This window comes from Trichodesmium erythraeum IMS101, assembly GCF_000014265.1.
In the GTDB taxonomy this organism is placed as follows: domain Bacteria; phylum Cyanobacteriota; class Cyanobacteriia; order Cyanobacteriales; family Microcoleaceae; genus Trichodesmium; species Trichodesmium erythraeum.
This window is the reverse complement of sequence record NC_008312.1, coordinates 2,442,907-2,464,787: the sequence shown is the minus strand read 5'-3', so window position 1 is coordinate 2,464,787 and position 21,881 is coordinate 2,442,907. Positions and strand designations below refer to the sequence as shown.

Annotated in this window: 13 protein-coding genes and 1 other RNA gene; 3 read left to right on the top strand and 11 right to left on the bottom strand. The window is 32.4% G+C overall.

The genetic code is table 11. The annotated features are described in order from the left end of the window. Window positions 1-817: 817 nt before the first annotated feature. Window positions 818-3,223 carry an AMIN domain-containing protein gene (locus TERY_RS07470; RefSeq protein ID WP_011611263.1) on the bottom strand — a complete coding sequence of 802 codons (2,406 nt, stop codon included), beginning with the start codon at window positions 3,221-3,223 and terminating at the stop codon, window positions 818-820. Between the two features lie 4,207 nt (window positions 3,224-7,430). Here TERY_RS07470 and TERY_RS07465 point away from each other — a divergent pair. Further along, window positions 7,431-8,468: an IS630 family transposase gene (locus TERY_RS07465; RefSeq protein WP_011610086.1), complete on the top strand. Its 1,038-nt coding sequence runs from the start codon at window positions 7,431-7,433 to the stop codon at window positions 8,466-8,468. A 740-nt stretch (window positions 8,469-9,208) separates the two neighbouring features. Here TERY_RS07465 and TERY_RS07460 read toward each other — a convergent pair. From TERY_RS07460 to pilM, 3 genes are read right to left on the bottom strand one after another with little or no spacing between them, the layout of a single operon-like run. After that, entirely contained in the window at window positions 9,209-10,003 is a 795-nt protein-coding gene (locus tag TERY_RS07460) for a hypothetical protein (protein ID WP_011611262.1), read from the bottom strand. Window positions 10,004-10,005: 2 nt separating this feature from the next. Then, on the bottom strand, window positions 10,006-10,821 hold the full coding sequence (locus TERY_RS07455) for a PilN domain-containing protein (protein ID WP_011611261.1): 816 nt from the start codon (window positions 10,819-10,821) through the stop codon (window positions 10,006-10,008). Between the two features lie 6 nt (window positions 10,822-10,827). Further along, window positions 10,828-11,925 (bottom strand): type IV pilus assembly protein PilM, encoded by a 1,098-nt coding sequence (gene pilM / locus TERY_RS07450; RefSeq protein WP_011611260.1) that lies wholly within the window; start codon window positions 11,923-11,925, stop codon window positions 10,828-10,830. A gap of 118 nt (window positions 11,926-12,043) precedes the next feature. Between pilM and TERY_RS07445 the strand changes: the two genes are divergently transcribed. Next, on the top strand, window positions 12,044-13,321 hold the full coding sequence (locus TERY_RS07445) for an extracellular solute-binding protein (protein ID WP_011611259.1): 1,278 nt from the start codon (window positions 12,044-12,046) through the stop codon (window positions 13,319-13,321). A gap of 187 nt (window positions 13,322-13,508) precedes the next feature. On the opposite strand, the gene TERY_RS07440 is transcribed toward TERY_RS07445, so the two are convergent. The 6 genes from TERY_RS07440 to TERY_RS07420 all read right to left on the bottom strand — a co-directional run bounded on the left by TERY_RS07440 (window position 13,509) and on the right by TERY_RS07420 (window position 17,696). Then, a complete protein-coding gene (locus TERY_RS07440; protein WP_011611258.1) occupies window positions 13,509-14,771 on the bottom strand; it encodes a Mur ligase family protein in 1,263 nt (420 codons plus the stop codon). Between the two features lie 440 nt (window positions 14,772-15,211). Beyond that, entirely contained in the window at window positions 15,212-16,051 is an 840-nt protein-coding gene (gene rsmI / locus TERY_RS07435) for a 16S rRNA (cytidine(1402)-2'-O)-methyltransferase (RefSeq protein ID WP_011611257.1), read from the bottom strand. 365 nt (window positions 16,052-16,416) lie between these two features. Beyond that, window positions 16,417-16,833, bottom strand: a complete 417-nt coding sequence (locus tag TERY_RS07430; protein WP_011611256.1) for a hypothetical protein — start codon at window positions 16,831-16,833, stop codon at window positions 16,417-16,419. Window positions 16,834-16,901: 68 nt separating this feature from the next. Next, complete coding sequence (locus TERY_RS07425; protein WP_011611255.1) at window positions 16,902-17,273, bottom strand: hypothetical protein; 372 nt, start codon at window positions 17,271-17,273, stop codon at window positions 16,902-16,904. 36 nt (window positions 17,274-17,309) lie between these two features. Further along, window positions 17,310-17,406, bottom strand: an RNA gene (gene ffs, locus TERY_RS26205) — signal recognition particle sRNA small type. 23 nt (window positions 17,407-17,429) lie between these two features. After that, window positions 17,430-17,696, bottom strand: coding sequence for a YciI family protein (locus TERY_RS07420; protein ID WP_011611254.1), 267 nt, complete (start codon window positions 17,694-17,696; stop codon window positions 17,430-17,432). Between the two features lie 17 nt (window positions 17,697-17,713). Between TERY_RS07420 and TERY_RS07415 the strand changes: the two genes are divergently transcribed. Next, on the top strand, window positions 17,714-18,274 hold the full coding sequence (locus TERY_RS07415) for a 2'-5' RNA ligase family protein (protein ID WP_011611253.1): 561 nt from the start codon (window positions 17,714-17,716) through the stop codon (window positions 18,272-18,274). An 877-nt stretch (window positions 18,275-19,151) separates the two neighbouring features. Here TERY_RS07415 and TERY_RS07410 read toward each other — a convergent pair. Continuing rightward, entirely contained in the window at window positions 19,152-21,881 is a 2,730-nt protein-coding gene (locus TERY_RS07410) for a P-loop ATPase, Sll1717 family (protein WP_011611252.1), read from the bottom strand.

Below are 21,881 nucleotides of genomic sequence, written 5' to 3'. Positions count from 1 at the left end.
AGGATAACATCTAAATATTTTTGCTGAAAACCCTATAATGTCTAGCTTTCACTGGTTTATTCTAATCTGTACTTGGGTGATATGGAGTCATGAAATATGTAAATTTATCTAGATTTCTAGACTTCTTTGGTTTTTATTTAGTTTTTAATGATATTTTTGGCCTCTCAAGACTGTTGTTGATTGATTAAAGGACTTTTTTTTACTAGATTCTAGATTTTTGTAGGGTGTCAAAACTCATTTTCTTGAGCTCTACATATTAATATTTATTTTGGGAATGAATAACTTATCATTATAGTTAAGAGCTAAAAATTGATTATCAGTTAATTTTGGAGTTTAGTATCCTGAGAGAGTGACTATAAACTAAGACGTCTTAGTTTTTCTCATAAGTAAAACATTACACTCAGCTTCTTAGGAGTTAAGTCGAGGGCAACTAAAGAGTTGGGTTACCCTTACAATGTTTGTCTGTTTTTTTGTCCCAGACTACCCTTGCTAGAGAAAAAATAGTAGTTTAAACTAACATATAAACTAAAAAAAGACAAGGATAAATTTTTTTGCTTATGATAGAGGTTTTAAAACTAAATTTTTAGTAAAAGTTTTACCTAAATTCATACTAACTGAGTTAGAAGCAGTTCTTTAGTCAAGGCTGTTTAGCCTTAACTGTTTGCTAATATATAATCAAAAATAGAAATTAGTTAACCATTAGAGTTTAGTGTCCTGAGATAGTGACTAAAAACTAAGACGTCTTAGTTTTTTTGGGAAATAAAGTCAAATGAGATGGTTCAAATTGAGCAACATAGACCATCCCTTACATTTAACTTTAGCGTGGTCTGGGCTGCCCCCTTTCCATCATTTGCAAAGCATCTGGGCTTGGGTTATATCGGTAGCCCCAAGAGGAGCGATCGCCATCATCGAGTATTTGAGGTGTGAGTAGCACTATTGTCTCTGCTCGTTCATTTTGATTTTGACTACTGCGGAAGAGAGCACCAATAATTGGTAAATCTCCCAAAAGAGGTACCTTAGTTACTGCTGTTCTTTCTTGCTCTTGAATAATGCCAGAAATAATTAGAGTTTGTCCATCCCGTAGACGAATTCTACCAGATTGTACCTTACGGCTGGCAATTTCTGTACCAAATTCACTTGAATTATTAGCATCTGTTCGTACCCTGTCCGAAATAAAGCTTACTTCTGGATTTACCGTTACAGTTACGAAGCCATTATCGTCTATTCTCTCCACCTGTATAACGAGGTTCAAACCTACATCTTCAAACTGAACAGTTCTAGTTTCTCGACTCGTACCCCCATCATCTGTAAAATTACTGTCAATACTTCTGACGATATTATTTACAAGTTTGAGACTAGCTACTTCCCCTTCTTGAACCACTAAAGTTGGATCGGTAAGAATTTTAGCATTACCACTTACAATAGTAGCCCGCAACTGGGAGAGGAATCTTTTAGGATACAAAATTTGGGGGAACAAACCAAAGTCTGCATTTCCTGGTGTTACGTCTAATAGTCCATTAGTAGGATTAACACCTACGTCTGATGGTGTATAATCTCTAATACCAACTCTTGTAGGTTCCCCTGTTGTAGGAGCTATTGGTCTGAGAAAAGTACCTCTACCCTGATTAACATTAGGGAAACCCGTTGATGGGACCTCAAAGCTACGTTGGCTATCATAGAAAGGGTCTCCAACAAGTGGGTTACCAGTAACAGGACGAGCCAGAGGAAAACTGGTAGTCTGCTGTGCTCGAGTAGCCGGTTGGAGACTGCCAAAATTTAGAGATGCTGCCCCATTATCGTTAATAAAGAAAGTGTCATTCACTCCAAAAGAAAAACTACTATTAAAATTTTCTTCCGCTACTAAATTAATATCTATAACTTTGACATTTACAGCTACTTGCCGTTGTCTTAAATCTAATTGAATTAATTGGGCTGCTGCTATTTCTACCTTTTGCGGCGAACCAACTAAGGTAATACTGTTGAGTCGATCATCAGTCGCTACTTGTAAACCTTTCAATATTGGGGGGGCATCTTTGGGCTCGTAGCGTAGTGGCTCAACAACTGTATCTTCAGTGATTTTAGTCTTTTTAAGTTTCTTATCATCAATCTCAACTTCGTCAGTTTCAGTTACAGTTTTGCTTGTTACAGAGGCACTTTCTGCTCCTAGACTGACTAAAAAACCTGCTGCAGCTTTTGCAGTAACTTGGTTTAGACGGAAGGAACGAACCACAACATTTCTAGCTTGTGTTGGTAACTCTTGCCCCACAAATATTGTATTACCTACTCGGTTTGCTTCTAACCCGCTTAAACGTAAAACATAATTAAAAACATCTTGAACTGGCTCATTCTCAATATCTAGAGAAATAGTCTGTTCCTCTTCTGCTCCTGCTTGTTTTTCTTTACCTGAACTATAAGCAATGTTTAATCCTGCTGCCCTAGCTAGTAAAGCCAAAACATCTCTAACTGGAGCATCTCGCAATACTAAACGAGGTATTTTTTCTTGGGTACTTAAATCTATAACTTCTACCGAAGGGTTGATATTAGATATTGCTATATCTCCTACTGGTGGTGCTACTGCTCGTGGCAAAAAAGGTGGTACTTGACTGGGGGATGGTTGTCCTGGTAGATTAGGAAAACCATCTCCAGTTAGTCCTGAATCTGGTAATAATACTTTTTCTTGGGTTCTAACTGTTTCTCTTGGCGGTGCTAAATTTCTTTCAGGTTGTACAGGTAAATTTGGGGGTTCTAAGGGAGGAGGTGCTACTTGATCGGGAGGGGGAAAACTATTAGGTTGAGGTCTTTGAGCTATTTCTCCTGAGCTAGCAGCCACACTAAGAATAATTCCTTGGCCTGCTCCTTGGATAATTCTACCTCTAGGAGGACTGTCTGTACCTCGGATAACTACCCGCACGCTATTAGCATCCACCTGTATTACTTCTACATATTCTATACCAGGAGCTGGATTATCTTTCCGAAATTTATTGCCCTGGGGTAGGGTTAGTTGAGTATTAATTATGTCTGCCACAAAAGAGTTATCTCTGTTGACTGAGAATACTTCCGGGCGATCGCCATTACTAGTAGATAAGAGGATATTAATTCCTCCATCTACTGAATTTAACTTAACTTGGGTTATTTTGGTTACTGCAAAAGCTGGGGTCTGGGCCATAATTATAGCCGCAACTCCAGTCAAAAGTCCACCACTAAATTGAATTTGCTGTTTCACTTTCTTGACTCCACACTGAGCTTTTTTATTAATTCATCTGTTAGTCTTGGGCTAGAGTATAGGGATTTTTATACAGCTTTCAGGCTACCATACTTTAAGTTTTTCTTTTTTTCAATGTTAGTCATCCTGGGTAAAAATAAACTTTGTTACATCAATTCCTGAAAATAATGCTACAGTCAGGTTACTTTGTAATTATTAAGTAATTAATACAGACCAAACAACTTTTTTAGTAGCTAGCACTCCCCCGAGTATATTAATTATTATTAAGTTGTCCGGATGTCTTTATCCAATTTCCCTACTCCCACAACCCAACTCGATGATCTATGCAATATCTTTACCCCCAATAAATAGTACAGATAGAAGAGTTTTTCCGAAATAGTATTATTTACTGAAAAATTGGGTTTAAAGCCTCGACTGCTATCAGAGAATTTTTTAGTTATTCTTTTTCAATACATAGTTTTACTAAGTGTTATTGTTTTGCTAACTAACCATTAGTACTGCCAAATATGTTAAGTTTTATTAAGCTTACTGGTTCAGTTGTTTAGTGGTAGATAGCAAAGATAGTTAGTAGCTTTGGTGGTTTAGTGGTAGATAGCAAAGATAGAAAATGATTGAAGTAAAAAGTTATCGAGATTTAACGGGCCAAAATCAATAGATTTGGTAGTAAGATATTATCAACTTATTAATTTTTAGAACTAAAACCTAAAACCTAGTATTTAACACCTAAATAGCGATCGCCTAACTATTAACTAAAAAAAATAATTTTGAGTTTGGCCAAATTCAGATTTTAATAGGTTGATTCATCAAGGGCACAAATTGAGTATTCATAGCATCGGATACGTAATACGAGAAGAAGGTAAAACAATAAGCATTAGTATCCCTATCTCCTCTTATCTCTTTTTTAATCTGATTTTTTTACAGCTATTTTATAACTTGATGTTTGATTATACATCAATTCTTTATCTTTGACATTTCAAGTTTGACTTTGTACTTTTTTGATACTTAGAAGTATTTTGGTTGTGAACTGTAATTATTTGATAAATGCTAAGTTATCTAATACAGGTCAAAGGACTACCCGCATTTCTCAAAAATTAATTTTATATCCTGCTGAGTACCACTAAAAATCAATAAGTTTTTAAATTTGATAAAAATTCTAGTTTATGATAAAAAAAACTCAATATAAGAGTTTAGCTAAAAATTGAGTAATTAGTAAGATTAAACTAAGTCAATAAATAAGAAAATAAATCTCAAAACATACTGACTTGTTTGAGCCGTAAATTTGAGCCGTAATGTTTCATACTTAAATATTTTTTTACTGATATTTAAACTATAAAAATTATTCAGTATCAGGAATTTCTTAAATTCGAGACTAAGGGATTTCTAAAACGCAGCCTATTCTAGTAAAGTTTGGTAGATAAATTACATCTGAATCTAAGATTATCTTTTGGGAAAATGTTTGATAATACTTGAGAAATATTTAAACAAAAGTTGTTCCACTCTCGAATACTCAAAGTTCTATTTGATGATAAAAACTTTAGCTTTTCTCAGTAATTCTTTGTCTTTGACATTTCAAGTTTGACTTTGTACTTTTTTGATACTTAGAAGTATTTTGGTTGTGAACTGTAATTATTTGATAAATGCTAAGTTATCTAATGCAGGTCAAAGGACTACCCGCATTTCTCAAAAATTAATTTTATATCCTGCTGAGTACCACTAAAAATCAATAAGTTTTTAAATTTGATAAAAATTCTAGTTTAATGATAAAAAAACTCAATATAAGAGTTTAGCTAAAAATTGAGTAATTAGTAAGATTAAATTAAGTCAATAAATAAGAAAATAAATCTCAAAACATACTGACTTGTTTGAGCCGTAAATTTGAGCCGTAATGTTTCATACTTAAATTTTTTTTTCTGATATTTAAACTATAAAAATTATTGAGTATCAGGAATTTCTTAAATTCGAGACTAAGGGATTTCTAAAACGCAGCATATTCTAGTAAAGTTTGGTAGATAAATTACATCTGAATCTAAGATTATCTTTTGGGAAAATGTTTGATAATACTTGAGAAATATTTAAACAAAAGTTTTTCCACTCTCGAATACTCAAAGTTCTATTTGATGATAAAAACTTTAGCTTTTCTCAGTAATTCTTGATCTTTGACATTTCAAGTTTGACTTTGTACTTTTTTGATACTTAGAAGTATTTTGGTTGTGAACTGTAATTATTTGATAAATGCTAAGTTATCTAATACAGGTCAAAGGACTACCCGCATTTCTCAAAAATTAATTTTATATCCTGCTGAGTACCACTAAAAATCAATAAGTTTTTAAATTTGATAAAAATTCTAGTTTAATGATCAAAAAAACTCAATATAAGAGTTTAGCTAAAAATTGAGTAATTAGTAAGATTAAATTAAGTCAATAAATAAGAAAATAAATCTCAAAACATACTGACTTGTTTGAGCCGTAAATTTGAGCCGTAATGTTTCATACTTAAATTTTTTTTTCTGATATTTAAACTATAAAAATTATTCAGTATCAGGAATTTCTTAAATTCGAGACTAAGAGATTTCTAAAACGCAGCATATTCTAGTAAAGTTTGGTAGATAAATTACATCTGAATCTAAGATTATCTTTTGGGAAAATGTTTGATAATACTTGAGAAATATTTAAACAAAAGTTTTTCCACTCTCGAATACTCAAAGTTCTATTTGATGATAAAAACTTTAGCTTTTCTCAGTAATTCTTGATCTTTGACATTTCAAGTTTGACTTTGTACTTTTTTGATACTGAGAAGTATTTTGGTTGTGAACTGTAATTATTTGATAAATGCTAAGTTATCTAATACAGGTCAAAGGACTACCCGCATTTCTCAAAAATTAATTTTATATCCTGCTGAGTACCACTAAAAATCAATAAGTTTTTAAATTTGATAAAAATTCTAGTTTAATGATAAAAAAACTCAATATAAGAGTTTAGCTAAAAATTGAGTAATTAGTAAGATTAAATTAAGTCAATAAATAAGAAAATAAATCTCAAAACATACTGACTTGTTTGAGCCGTAAATTTGAGCCGTAATGTTTCATACTTAAATTTTTTTTTCTGATATTTAAACTATAAAAATTATTCAGTATCAGGAATTTCTTAAATTCGAGACTAAGAGATTTCTAAAACGCAGCATATTCTAGTAAAGTTTGGTAGATAAATTACATCTGAATCTAAGATTATCTTTTGGGAAAATGTTTGATAATACTTGAGAAATATCTCAACAAAAGTTGTTCCACTCTCGAATACTCAAAGTTCTATTTGATGATAAAAACTTTAGCTTTTCTCAGTAATTCTTGATCTTTGACATTTCAAGTTTGACTTTGTACTTTTTTGATACTTAGAAGTATTTTGGTTGTGAACTGTAATTATTTGATAAATGCTAAGTTATCTAATGCAGGTCAAAGGACTACCCGCATTTCTCAAAAATTAATTTTATATCCTGCTGAGTACCACTAAAAATCAATAAGTTTTTAAATTTGATAAAAATTCTAGTTTAATGATAAAAAAACTCAATATAAGAGTTTAGCTAAAAATTGAGTAATTAGTAAGATTAAATTAAGTCAATAAATAAGAAAATAAATCTCAAAACATACTGACTTGTTTGAGCCGTAAATTTGAGCCGTAATGTTTCATACTTAAATTTTTTTTTACTGATATTTAAACTATAAAAATTATTCAGTATCAGTAATTTCTTAAATTCGAGACTAAGGGATTTCTAAAACGCAGCATATTCTAGTAAAGTTTGGTAGATAAATTACATCTGAATCTAAGATTATCTTTTGGGAAAATGTTTGATAATACTTGAGAAATATCTCAACAAAAGTTGTTCCACTCTCGAATACTCAAAGTTCTATTTGATGATAAAAACTTTAGCTTTTCTCAGTAATAGTATTAGGATTATATTTTCATTAATTTAGAGTACTTTTACCTGGTAATGCTTACTATTTTTTTTCGGCAAATTGATGATAAAAACTTTAGCTTTTCTCAGTAATAGTATTAGGATTATATTTTCATTAATTTAGAGTAATTTTACCTGGTAATGCTTACTATTTTTTTTCGGCAAAATCTAGTCTTTTATAAGAATATATCTATATAGCAATCCCATATTGGTCGCAACAGATATAATAGTAAGAATAACAGATCTAAGAAAAAGACAAAAAATGAATATTATAGATAAACTAAATGATTTTATTAATCAAACAAAAGAGTCTAAAGAAATTAAAAGGGCCTTGGCCGTAAAAATGACCTTGTCAGGAAAATCCTACCATGAAGTCAAAGAATTATTAAATGTTTCTCACAGTTTTATTAGTGAATGGAAAAACCAAGCATTATTTCATGGTGTAGAAAGTTTAAGGCTTCAGTATCAAGGGAGACAAGGTTACTTAAAAACGGTCGAAAAAGAGAAAACAATTGAGTGGTTGAGAGCACAAGATTATCTTAGGTTATCAGATTTAAAAAACTACTTACAGGAGCAATATGATGTGGTTTTTGAGTCTAATCAAAGTTACTATAACTTGTTTAAAGAAGCGGGCATAAGTTGGAAAAAAACTCAAAAAAAGAATCCTGCTAAAAATGATGAATTAGTAGAAGTTAAAAGAAAAGAAATAGAGGAATTTTTAGCTAAATGGCAACCAGAAATAGAAACTGGAAAGCTTACAGTGTTTATGATTGATGAATGTCATCTTCTATGGGGAGACATATTAGGTTATGCTTGGGGAAAAACAGATGAAAGAATAGAAATTGCAATTAAAAATGAAAAAGAAAGACAGACTTATTATGGAGCTTTAGACTATAAAACCAAGGAATTTCTTGTGCAAGAATATGAGAGTGGAAATACTAAAAATACTATTGAATTTATTAAATATTTGCAGAAGCAAAGACCGGGCAACAAATTGGCAATATTTTGGGATGGGGCAACTTACCATAACTCTCAAGAATTTCGAGAATATTTAATGACAATTAATCAATACTTATCAGAAGAAGAATTGTTGATAAATTGTACAAGATTTGCTCCCAATGCTCCGGAGCAAAATCCTGTTGAAGATATTTGGTTACAAACCAAAAATTTCAGTATTACTTTTTATCATCTTTGCAGTTCTTTTAAAGTAGTTAAGTGGCTATTTAAGTTTTTTGCGGATGGTCAAATATTCAATTTCCCAAAACTTTTTCAGTATGAAATTTTGCCGCAACCTACTTAGGATTGCTATATATTATGTGTAACTTAAATTCTCGTAATTTGTCAATATATTAATAACCTAAAATAATATTACAAAGTCTTTGTAAAATAATTAATAAATTGACTAATTTACATAATATAGATGACAATAATCTTGAAAATATTTTAAATATTTTACAAATCTTTCTATGATTTTTAGTTTTTTTGAAAATCATATTTCAATATAATTACAGTATTTAAAGTAACTTATTATCCTTTAAATTTAGCAATAACTTAGCAATAACTTATAAATATTGTAACCCTCATAAATCGAATAATCTTTCAGGCGTATGCTGTTGATAAAAGTCATAATTTATTACAGATAAAATATTTTTTTATGAAAAAAATCTAGCCATTTTTGTGATTGAATTCAAGTTTAATTTTCCCGACAAAATAATGAATTATTTTATTTTCTGTCAAACATACTATGATGCTTGAGATTTGAAAAAAGCATAATCAATAATGATTAGAAATAGATACTTTCTTAACAGACTTTAATCCTTGCAGACAAGAGAATTATTATGCTCAAAGTTAGGTAAAGTAACCTTTTAACCTTCTGCGATCGCATTTAGAAACGGGAAAATACTCCCCATCTTTTCTCCTCTCTATCTTCCTACTCACTATCTACTTTCACCCTAGCTTTAGGGAAAAAATAAGGTCAAATAAAGATGAAATTTTAAACCTAATTTCTTTGAAAAAATAACATTTATTTGGCAGATGATGTTACTTATTTTCTTCTTGTTTTGTAGAACCTTTTACACCCAATGACTCTTTTTCACTTAAAGCCAATAGAGCATGCATATCAAAGGATGATATTAGTCGACTTTCTGGCTTGCTAACTGGCACAAATTTATTTTGCCTCCATTCAACTTCTATAACCTCATTTCCTTGTTTGAGTTTAGTTATTAAGTTTTTCACTACTAATAATGTTTCCATCCTCTCTATAGCAGTCATAAATGCTCTTGTTTGGGGATAACTACCTTCAAATTCTACTTTGAATTCTCGTCGCTTTAACTTGCCATTTACCAGTGGTCCTAATGAGTTATCATTAACTATATAATTACCATTTTTTGGCTCAACTGGTTGAAACTTTGTCATTTTTGCTTGTTTTTCTTCCTCTGTAATTCCGCCATTAATTTGATCGATAAGTTGATTAACATCATATAGTAGAGTTTTCATAGTTTTTTCACTAGCAAATAAGCTGGTTACATCTTCCCTTTTTCTTTCAGCTTTTTTGTTTTCCTCCTCTACCTTTGGTCGTTCTTCTATTTGTTTTTTCTGCTGTTTAATTTTGATTTCTGCTGCTTCTATCTCTGCCCTTAATTCAGTATTTTTTTCTATAGTTGGTTTAAGCTGACTATATCCTAAGAAAGCTGCTATTCCAAAGCCTAAAATACCAATAGTTCCTCCAATAAATCTCGGGTCTTTGACAGACATATTTAGCAAAGGAACTTGAAATTCTTCTCCTTCTTCTTCTAGTTCTTCTAAGTCTATATCTATCTCATTTGTTGCTACCATTTTTAAAGTATTCCTTTTTCTTTTAGTATTTCTATTCTATCTACTAATCCAATTGCTCCTTGACTTTTTAACTCAGGCAGTAATTCTGATGCACCTAAAGGGCTTAGATTTGCTTCAATTTTATATTCAATTATTGGGTTTAATTCTGGTATTTCTGGTGCTAAGGTTAAGTTTGATTCTCGTAATTCTAATCTAGTTGGATTAGGTTTTCTCACAGTACTAATCAGTTTATTTTTTTCTTGGAAAAAGGAAGAGTTTTCCAGTAGTAATTGAAAGTCATTAATCTTGCCGTAAGAATTTGAATTTCCTGATAATAATATAGTTGCTGTTGGTTTTGGAGGTTCTGGCGCCTCTTTTTCTTCATCCTTTTTAGCATCAGATTTTTGAGGAGAAGGGGAGGCTGATACCTTTGCTTCTTTTTGTTCTATACTAGTTATTATTACCCCCTTAGGTACCACAACTCCCAACTCTCCTAATAATGCCGACCATGGTTTTATTTGATCGAAAACTGTTGCTAAAGCTTTTGCTTCTGCTTCAAATTTCTGAGTTTTTTCTTTGATTGCTTTAAGGTCTTTAACTTGAGCATCTAATGTAGTTAATTTTGCATTTAATTTGTCTAAGTCTACCTGAAGTCCAGTATTCATCTTATTTATATATAACCACCCACCTGCAACCAAACCATTAATTGCTATTGCTACTGCTGCCCCAATTATAATTGGTGTTGAGTCCTCTAGCGATACTTCACTAATTACTGGCTTGGGAACTTCTTTTTGATATTCTGGGCGATCATTAAGAAAATTTATATCTAGGCCATACATATTAATTTACACCTCTCTTAGTCCTAAACCTAATACAATTCCTAGACCATAACGTTGTTCTGGGGGAATTTCTACCTCTGTTTCTAAGCCTAAAACTTCAATTGGATCCACTTTAGACGCTGGCAAACTTAAACGTTGCATGAAAAAGTCATCTAGTTGTCCTATTGCTGCTCCTGGCCCTGTTAATAATAATTGTGCCACCTCCAAATCTTCAAATTGATTGAGATAGAAATCTATTGAACGTCGCAGCTCATCTCCTAATTCTGCTAATACTTTTAACAAGGCATTCGTTCCAGAATCAGCTTTATCGAATGAAATTCCCATTGTATCTAACACTGGAATAGTCATCTTTAGTAACTGGGTAGTATCTCTGGTTGGAGGTAAGTTCATCGCTTCATTTAAGGAAGATTGCATTTGATAAGTACCAATAGGAATTGTTCGGTTAAACTGGGGTATTCCATCTACTACGATAGCAAGTTCGGTACTGTCAAATTCTAAATCTGCAATTACTGTCGCTTCTTGAGGCCCATATTGTTGGAGTATATCTTTAACTGTGCGGATGAGGGCAAAGTTACTTACCTCTAAAATATCTATTACTAATCCTGCTTCTGAAAAGGCTTCTATATAGGCATCTGTTATTTCTTTTCTCGTTGCAACTAAAGCTACTTGTACTTTTTCTATGTCATCATCTGAGTCTACTATATTTCCCAATTTTTGATAGTCCACATCTGCTTGTTCTCTCGGGAATGGTAAGTATAAACCTGCTTCTTGATTCATATAATCCTGTAATTCTTGGTCATTTAATTCTGCTGGTACGGGAATTACACGGGTAACTGCTTCTCTGGCTGAAATTGCTGTTGCTACTCTGCGAGTTTTTATGTTATTGTCTGCAATAATTGATTCTATTAATTCTGATATTGTGGGGATATCAATTATTTGACCCTCAGAAAATACATTTTCTGGGACTTGTGCTGTAGCAAAATTTACTAATTTTAGTTGATCTCCTTGTTGCTGGATCTTAGCAAGATTAATTTTTTCCGGACTAACTTCTATTCCTATTCCTGGCTGCTTTGTTTGAAATAAGTTTTTTAAGTAATTAAGCATTTTTATCCTAATTTTAATTGGATTCAAAATTATATTTGCTATAAATTAAAAGTTATTTTTATTTGAATAATTAGTTTTATAGCAATCACAAATAAGGTATTTTTCTAGGTTTTATCGAATGTTTCTCATAGTTAAATGGAAAAGGTTTAAAATATTTACTATTCTGGGGCTAATTATAACAATTTTTATTGGTTGCACTTCTCCCTATCCTATTTTAAAGACTAAAGAAATTGAATTTTGGACAATACAGCTTCAACCTCAGTTTACTAATTATTTTAATCAGTTAATTGCTGATTTTGAAGCAGATAATCCAGATTTATCAGTGCGATGGGTTGATTTACCTTGGTCGGAGATAGAAAGCAAAATTGAGAGTGCTATTGTCACAGAAACTCTTCCAGACATTGTGAATCTTAACTCAAGTTTCACACATTTATTAACTCGACCTAATGCCTGGCTAAATTTAGATACTATTTTATCAGATTCGGTGAGGAATGAATATTTACCTAATCTTTGGCAATGTAGTCAGATTAATGGTAAAAGTCTTGGTATCCCATGGTATGGTACGATGAATATAACAATTTATAATTCAGAGCTATTTAAAGAGGCAGAACTCGAAGAACCTCCAACAAATTATACTGAATTAGCTAAGGTCGCTAGACAAATTAAAGAAAAAACTGATAAATATGCATTCTTTGTTTCTTTTTCGCCACAAGGAGGAAATGAGGTATTAGAGTCTTTTGGCAAGATGGGAGTTGAGTTAATAAATGTTGATGGAAAAGCTGCTTTTAATACTCCACTCGGTGAGGCAGTATTTAAGTATTGGGTTGATCTATATAGAGAAGATTTATTACCAGAGGAAGTATTGACCGAAGGAATTCAAGCAGGTGAAGATTTGTATCAAGCTGGAGAAACTGCTATGGTATTTTCTGGACCAGAGTTTATTACAGCCATATCTGAAAATATACCTGAAATTGGAAAGGTATCATTCCCAACATCTCAAGTTACAGGTAAGACTGATAAGAAGGGTATAGTTTTGATGAATTTTGCTATTTCTAGCAAAACTAAATTACCAGATGGAGCCCTGAAGTTTGTTTTGTTTATTACTAATTATCAAAATCAAATGGCTTTTGCTCAGGAGACTAATGTTTTACCCTCTACAACTAAGACCTTAAAAAATAGTTATTTTCAAAATATTTCTTCTGATGCTTCTACTCAAGATCGGGGTCGAGTTATTAGTGCTAATCAAATTTTGGCAGCAGAAGTTTTACTGCCACCTATTAAAAATTTGGATAAGTTGAAACAAATTATTTATCAAAGTTTACAGGAGGCTATGTTGGCAGAAAAAACTATTGAGCAAGCGATCGCTGATGCCGCATCTGAATGGGATAAGCTTTGATTATTTCGTAGCTTATGTAGAAAAAAGTGAAACCCAACAAAGATTTTATTTAGGGTTTACTGAAAAAGTATTTTTAGGGAAGAAAGAGGCAGTCGAGAGTTAGAATACCAGCCATAAAAACAGATAAATTAAACCCCACTACTACCAACACAAACAACGCTCAAGAACAATTCCCAACAATAACAATTTAGTTACTTTTCATTTTGATAAAATGACCCAATAAATATAGAGAACCACATAAAACAATTAAATTTTTACTATCAGTAATAGCCTCTTCTAAAGCCGGTGTTAAATGGGGATAAACTTGACAAAAATCTAATTTTGTGCATATATCCTGAGCTATGGTACTAAGTTGATTCAAATCAGCCGAACTATGGTCAGGAACAGGAACTAAATACAAGCGATCGCCTGGTCTAAGAAGTGCCCGAAAAATTTCCGAATGTTCCTTCGTAGACAGCATACCCATAACCCAACTTATAGATGGATAATTTAGTGTCCGGACATACCGTCCCAATACTTGGGCTGCAGCAGCATTATGGGCCCCATCAATTAATAATTGGCGATTTTGCCATGTAGTCCATTGCAAACGTCCAAGCCATTTAGTTTCAGCTATTCCTTGTTTAATTGCTGTGATCGGAATCTCCCAACCTTGTGTTTCTAGCACTTGAACTGTAGCAATAGCGATCGCTGAATTTATCAACTGTACATCTCCAAATAATGGCACCTTATATTCAATACCTTGATAAGTAGCTACTGGCAATGAGTTATATTCCTGACTTTCTGCCAATAATTTAGCAGGCTCTGCCCAAACAACAGGACACTCTAGATCAGTAATACGTTTTTCTACTACTTTTTTTGCTTCTGGGGGTAATACTCCAACTATAGCAGGACATCTTGGTTTAAGAATACCCGCCTTTTCCCCAGCAATATGACTCAAAGTCGGACCTAATTTTTGCCAATGTTCCCAACTAATAGAAGTAATGACAGTTACCATTGGTTGGTGACAAACATTAGTAGCATCTAGTCTGCCCCCCAAACCTACTTCTACAACTGCCACATCTACTTGTTGTTGAGCAAAATATAACCAAGCTGCGGCAGTAATAACCTCAAACTGAGTAGGTGAAGGTTGTTCTGGTTGAATAGCTGTTTCTACTTCTACCAATAATTGTTCTAATATACTTGAGGGAATTTTTTCTTCGTTGAGGCAAATACGTTCTGTCCAGTCAACCAGGTGGGGTGAAGTGTAACGTCCGACTTTATATCCTGCTGCTTTGAGGATGGATGATAGGTAAGCACAGACAGAACCTTTGCCATTTGTTCCGGCGACATGAATTATGGGTACTTGGAGATGAGGCTTGCCTAAATTATCTAGAAGTTGATAGATGCGTTCGAGACTAAGCTCAACGCCGAAATGTTCAAAGCGTTTTAAGAAAGAGTCTATAGAATTCACAGTTTTTTTATAGCAATTAGCTATCTAGCTCTTGGAAGTCAAAAGTCAAAAGTCAAAAGTATTCAGTCTCTCTGCTTGAAAACTGAGCTTCAGGGGAGACTCGGTGATCTTAGTTACAGAAACTTACAGTATCTTGGAAATTTTAAATTTTTATGTTCAAGTGTATTCTTTCTTATACATTTTTTACAGCCAAGATTATACCAATAAATATGCGGTTATCAAAAGTGCATCTTTTAAATTCCTCTTTAACCCTTCTGGCTAAACTGGGTTTTTGTATAACTCGTCTATTTATACTCAAAATATTTGTCTTTTCCAAATAATATTTATTTCAGGTAATCTCTTTTTTTGCCTGTTTAATTTTAACTGCCCTATTATTTTTTTCAGTCTTTTTTTTTGACCTTACTATATCAAAAATTCGAGAATAAGCTGAACGTTGATAACTATATTTTTAGAGCTATTTGATAAATTGTGCGGCGGGATAAATTAATTTTTTGGGCAAGTTGGCGACTAGCTTGGGAGCGAGAAATTCCTTGGGCGAAGAGTTCTTGTAACTCCTGTTTAATAGTATCTTCTGATAATACTGGTAATTCTGGTTCAGCACCTGTAATAACAAGAGTAAATTCTCCTTTTGGTTGATTATTTTGATAATGAATAACTGCTTCTCCAACTGTACCGCGCCAAAATTCTTCATGGAGTTTTGTTAGTTCTCTTGCCAAAACTATTTTTCGATTTTCCCCTAGTATTTTCCCTAAATCTTCCAGAGTTTGTAATAGTCTATAAGGAGACTCATATAAAACTATAGTTTCTAATAAATTAGATAATTTTTCTAGCTGTTCTTCCCGCAGTTTAATTTTAGTAGGTAAAAAACCGATAAATATAAATTTGTTCGTTGGTAGTCCAGAGGCACATAACGCTGTAATACTAGCAGTAACTCCTGGTATTGGTACTATAGAAATATTTTCTTCGACACAAGCTTTTACTAATTCATATCCCGGATCGGATATTCCTGGCATTCCAGCATCAGTCACTAAAGCTATAGTTTTTCCTTGATTTAGTTTTTCTATTAATTCGGGTATGCGACTTTGTTCGTTATGTTGATGATAACTTAATTGTGGGGTTCGGATATGAAAATGTTGTAATAATTTGCTAGTGTGGCGAGTATCTTCTGCTGCTATTAAGTCTACTTTTTGTAATGTTTGAATTGCTCTAAATGTTGTATCTTCTAAATTGCCTATTGGTGTACCAACAATGTAAAGGGTTGCTGAATTTACTTCACTCATATTTGACTATCCTATCTCCTTATTTCGTTAATATTTTATGGATAAAGGAAAGTAATACCATTTCTTATGCATTAATGCTTGATTTTTAAACCAATTACATTTTTGATATATTTTCTGAATTTCTGCTTCACCAAATACTTAGAATATTTTTTGAGAATATATAGCTGGCCATGAGTTAGATTTGGTATAATTTCAGATTTTTATGATTGAGAGGGTTACTAATAAAATACTGAAAAAAAGTGGGTTCAAAATTATAACTAAATAAATAGTGAACCTTTAACTTAGATAACTTATAAGTATTTCTGACATCAACAATATCTGTATCTTATCTATATACTGTCTTATGTTTACTTTAGTTAAAGCTACTATTCTTCAGGTTCCCAGTCTAGACAACTTTTATCTTCTACACCATAAGGGTGCATGGCACAAACTAATAGATTTCCTCCATAAAATTGACCATGATAGTGTATACATCCTCTACACGCTGGATGTTTTTCTATGGTAGGTTCTAAATGATCAACAAGATAGTAGTCTACATCCTCTATCTCTATATCAGGATAGAAGTCTAAGTACACTTCAATGATCGGATCAACCAATTGATCTACATACTCATCCATTTCTGCAAATATATTGATATTTATTTCCTCAGCAATTTCCTCGGAGAACTTTCCCAACTCATCACAAACTTCTGAAACTTCTTTTGTCATTTCATCAAAGAAATTTTCTACCTCTAACATGGCAGTTTCTATTACTTCAAAGAAGTTCTTTGACCAATCTTCCATTATAGTGTTATGTTTTAGCTTTTCTTTAAAACTTAGACTACCTATATACCTTAATAAGTATATATTTATTATTTTTGTAGTCGACGTAATTCCTCTTGTAACTTATGTACTTCTTGGCGCATTTTATCTACTTCTGTAGAATCTGAAGAAGATGAATCTTCATCATCCGAGATAATCTCTATACGGCGTGGTTCATTAGGTCCTTTTTCTGGAGACTGATTCACAGGTGCTTCCTGCATCATTGATTTATTCATCATATCTTCCACAAATTTACGACCTTCTTCCGTAGTCATTTCACCACGCTTAACCATTTCATCTGCCAGCTTTTGAGCTTCTATCCTTAGTTCTGTTAATTTTTGACTAGCTTTCTCTCCTGCATAGGAAGCTAACCCTACTCCTAGATAAACAGCTCGTTGAATAATTCCTCCCAAATTATCCATATATATGTATCCTATCTTATGAGCTCCTTTTAGTTGGGTGACCCGGAGTCAACGCCTACTACAAGCATCCCGTGTTGCTGCTACCTTCCGGTCCTGACAAGGTTTAGGTGTTGTAATCGCGCTGGTCCGAATCATTAACTACTATAACACATTTTTTTATTCTGCAACTATGTACCACTGATAAATTTCATAAGTTACACAATTATTTTTAATTAGGGGGTCTTCGGCTACTATTTTTTCAGCTTCTGCCATAGATGAAGCCTCGAATATTAACATTCCTCCTCCTAGTTTTCCCCAGTAACCACTTTTAGCTTTATGTCCTTTAGCAATTAAATTTTGGACATAGGCTATGTGGCCTGGTACATATTTATCAAATATGGCTTTTTCGACTATACCTTTTTCTATTTTGGCAAACCAAGGCATTTTTATTAAGGAATTTTATGGGTCTATCAAAATGTCTATTATTTGTGGCTCTTGTGCCACCTGAAAATATTCAAAACCAAGTTACCGAAATTAAGGAGTATTTTTCTCGGAATTATAATAGTAGTCATGCTTTAAAATCTGTGCCTCATATTACTTTACAACCTCCTTTTAAATGGCCGACTGAAAATTTAACTCTTTTGCAGGAGTCTTTAGAGGCTTTTACTCAACATTGCTCTGCTTTTCCCATTACTTTATCTGGGTTTGCTGCTTTTGTGCCTCGTGTTATCTATATTAATGTTGTCAAGACTCCAGAACTATTAAAAATTCAACGGGACTTAATTGCATTTACAGAAACTACTTTAGGAATTGTACATCCCCCTTCTAAAATTCGCCCTTTTTCTCCTCATGTTACTGTAGCTTTTCGAGATTTAACTAAACAGAATTTTCGAGCGGCTTGGATAGAGTTTCGGGAGCGATCGCTAGATTTGGATTTTACAGCTTCTCAGTTAACTTTATTAATTCATAATGGTAAGCGGTGGAATATTTGTAATGAGTTTCCTTTTCTCAGTACAAATTAAGATAATTCACTAATTATAATTACACAACGAATGGCAGATATATATCTGTGTATACAGATAAAATTTTGGTCAAAAAAAATAGTTTTTTAAACTATGTTTATTAAGTCTAATAAATTTTCATCATAGTTTCTTGTTGAATATAAAAGCACTGACTGATATTGGCTAAAATGTTTTCCGAATCAAAAAAACTAGTATTTTTCCCAAATCATAACAGAATTTAGAGCACTCATTAAAAAAAAACTCTATTTTGTTATTGATAAGGGTAAGGATATTATATACAAGGTCTGTACAACATGATAATAATTACATAATTCGAGAGGATTAATTTCAAAAAATGATATTCCTTTTGTGTTAATTACTTAAATTGTTGAAGGTTGAAAAAAGTTAGTATTAATATCTTATAATTGGTGAGCTATTAAGTATTTAAACGACTTATTTTCAATTTTAGAAAAATATCTAAATCCTTACTGTGCTTTTTTTTCTTTAATTAATTGTTATTAAATAAAATAATCAATCTCAATAGTTAAAAATTATTAGAATTTTTAGCGCTCTTATAACAGAAAAAATTACGGGAAAAATATATCGAATAACTGCTCTATAAATTTCCCATTTCGACCTATATTTTTTTACCAAAATATCCATACTAATTCTCTTTTTACAGTCGAGGTTAGGAGTGAGTCTCTTACTCATTAAAAATGCTTTTTCAGTAAGCTATAATTTAGATATACTATATTTTCAACATTTTCAACTACTCTATTCTTAATAAGTACCATTACAGTTGTTATTTACCTACTCTATTTTGAATGATAGTTTATAGTATAAAAAGTTCAATCTTACATATAGGAGTAATTAATTTTGTGTGCTTGCTTACAAATTTCTATATTGTTCCTTTACGAATCATATTAAAACCATAAATATATATATCCGCAAATTTATAGCATTCTTCTTTCTCCCGAAATTCAATCATACCTATTTCACTTAACAAAGAAGCAAATTCTTCAAAATTTCCGACAATATCCTCTGCCGAATCCTTCCATATTGCTTTCAATTCTTCTTTTTTTAACAAAGCTAGTTTTCCGTTAAGAGAATCAAAGAAATTAATATAGTTTGGATATTCCTCTTTAATTTCTTCACATCGCTTTTCTGATGCTTTTTTTAACCCTAATTCTAGAGATTTTCCTTGAAAGAGACGGTCTGTACGAATTTTAGTTGATGACTTTCCTTTATTACTTAATTCTTTTTCTTTTGCTTCTTTAAGTAATATACTTAAACTCCGAGGAAAAGTCGTGCCACTTAAGTCTGTTAATCTTTCATAAACCCATTGAGATACTTTTTTCGCTCTATTTCCTCGTCGGCGACGACTTCCCCAAAGTAATTCTAATGCTTGCTCAAGCTCTTCTTCACTAGCTTGATCTATTCTGTCAATAGCAACAGGATAAACTCGGTCAACTAAATCTTTGAATTTTTTAGATTGTATTGCTTGACGAAGGGCTAAACGTAAAAAGTCTATTGAACTCCACTGTAAAATAATCTCCCTTCCCGTAAAATGACTTTTATTATCAAAAATTAAACGATTCCAAATATCTTCTCTCAAGAAAATTTTAAATCTAATTTCTGTTAGTCTACTCGCATCACAAGACTGAACTAATTGAAATAATCCAGTTAATGCTTGTTGTCCTAATTCTTCTGCTTTTGGAAAATCTTCATCTAAGTCATCATAAAGAAACCAGTATTTTTTAGAATTTTTTTTCGCCTCTTGATTAAGAATAATCTCTATTGCTTCTTTGACTGTAAGTATCAATTGAGAGTTGGTAGATAATTCTAATAAAGCTTCAGTTGTTGATTGCGCCTCCCATCTATCTTTTGGTAAATTATTTATGATTTTTTTTAACTCACTAAACTTTTCTCCTTTCTTACCTCTGGGAAATTTTAGTAATCTTTCCTGATAACATCTAAATAGTAAATAAGCTCTCCAAAAAGCTTCCCATGTCCCATTATTTTCCTGCAATTTTTGATGAATATATTGAAATTCATCACGGGTTGGACGACTTTTTTGAAATCTACCGTGTCCTGAGAAAAATTCAAATTTAGTATTAATATTATCTAACCCTCTGTAAGCTAATTTTTGAGCGACTTCTTGATGTTGTAAAAATAGCCAATATAGAGCAGTTTTACCTGTTCCTTTTTTTCCTCTAATTAGACAGGTTGTATCGTCTAAAAATTTGTCAAAATCAGTAGTACGTTGAAACAATAATCCTAGGTCCTGCTTCTGGTCAGCCGCATTTACTTCAGCAAACTCGAGACTTTCAATAATTTGCCATCTTTGTTCACTAGTATTAAAAATACTGCTGCGTTTAATTTCATTAGTTTTGGCATCAATTAGATTGGCAATTTTACTATAGTAATTCTGTATATGTGGTATGGGATAGCTATCAGCTAAAGCAATTGTTTCAAGGTAAGGCACTACTAATAATTCATCGTTATTTTCTGATATGTCATTAGTTGTATTTGAATCATCATCATCATCATCATCAGTATCATACTTTTCATCTTTTGGATTTTGTATGCTTTCAAGCAAAAAATTCCAAATTTTTTTAACTTTATCTAAACCACTTTTTGCTACATCAGGTACAGGGGAAAAAACAAAATTAATGGATAGATTTTTCAGACTTTGAAGAGATTTTAGTATTAACTCCATTCCCTGTTTGTTTTGTTCGTTAGGGAAAAGAAAAATAATTGCTTCATCAGCAGCTTGAATTAATGATAAAGCACTCCATTGATTAATTCCAGTTCTTGAGTCAATTAAGAGAAAATCTGGTTTTAATTGTTCCTGAATTTCCTGCTTAAAAATAGACCAAAGATTTTGATTTCCATCTATAACAGTTGTGGCATAAAGATCGCCAACTTTAGACATATAATCAAGACTAAGATATCCAGCAGGAACAACAAATACTCTCCCTGTAGCATTAGGTATTTTTGCCTCACCAAATATTTCTGTAATTAAAACACTGGGGTCTACTTCATCTGGTAAGTAGGAACGTTCGTAGAAATAATCAACTATTCCATATTTTGGCTGTTGCTTAAGCTTAAATGCTGTAGTTAACCCAGGTGCTTCTAAATCTAAGTCTATAGCTACAACTTTATGGCCTCGCATGGCTAAAATTGAAGCCACATGAGTTAATGCAGTAGTCCGACCTACTCCTCCTTTAAAAGAATAAAATGTTACTGTTCTGGGTGTACTGGGTTCTTGCTGGGGTAGTTGAGGTTGATCTTGTGGGTTTGCTGCCTGATTAGCTAAATCTTGCCAATCAATGGGCGAGAGTGTATCAGAGATTTGTGGAGGTGAAATATTTAATGATTCAGCTTCTTGAGGTGTATATAAGGAAAGAAACCCAGGAGATAAATGAGGCGCTTGAGATTTTAGCAAGTTGGAGATTTCTTCTTTCCGTTTAGGGATAGATAAACCAAAAAAGTTATTACTAACTAAAGTTAAATTGAGCAAACCTGAGGTGGAAAAATTTACATCAACCCATTCTTTAGCGTTAGGGTTTTGAATGTATTTATTTTCTATTTTTTGCTTTAGTAGTACTTGCCAGGTTTCTTCCAT

Coding starts and splice junctions, on each gene's coding strand:
- TERY_RS07455 (WP_011611261.1), bottom strand. CDS start 10,821: ATGTATGGCCTAGATATAAATTTTCTTAATGATCGCCCAGAATATCAA.
- TERY_RS07415 (WP_011611253.1), top strand. CDS start 17,714: ATGGGTCTATCAAAATGTCTATTATTTGTGGCTCTTGTGCCACCTGAA.
- TERY_RS07410 (WP_011611252.1), bottom strand. CDS start 21,881: ATGGAAGAAACCTGGCAAGTACTACTAAAGCAAAAAATAGAAAATAAA.
- TERY_RS07420 (WP_011611254.1), bottom strand. CDS start 17,696: ATGCCTTGGTTTGCCAAAATAGAAAAAGGTATAGTCGAAAAAGCCATA.
- rsmI (WP_011611257.1), bottom strand. CDS start 16,051: ATGAGTGAAGTAAATTCAGCAACCCTTTACATTGTTGGTACACCAATA.
- TERY_RS07425 (WP_011611255.1), bottom strand. CDS start 17,273: ATGGATAATTTGGGAGGAATTATTCAACGAGCTGTTTATCTAGGAGTA.
- pilM (WP_011611260.1), bottom strand. CDS start 11,925: ATGCTTAATTACTTAAAAAACTTATTTCAAACAAAGCAGCCAGGAATA.
- TERY_RS07430 (WP_011611256.1), bottom strand. CDS start 16,833: ATGGAAGATTGGTCAAAGAACTTCTTTGAAGTAATAGAAACTGCCATG.
- TERY_RS07460 (WP_011611262.1), bottom strand. CDS start 10,003: ATGGTAGCAACAAATGAGATAGATATAGACTTAGAAGAACTAGAAGAA.
- TERY_RS07445 (WP_011611259.1), top strand. CDS start 12,044: ATGTTTCTCATAGTTAAATGGAAAAGGTTTAAAATATTTACTATTCTG.
- TERY_RS07465 (WP_011610086.1), top strand. CDS start 7,431: ATGAATATTATAGATAAACTAAATGATTTTATTAATCAAACAAAAGAG.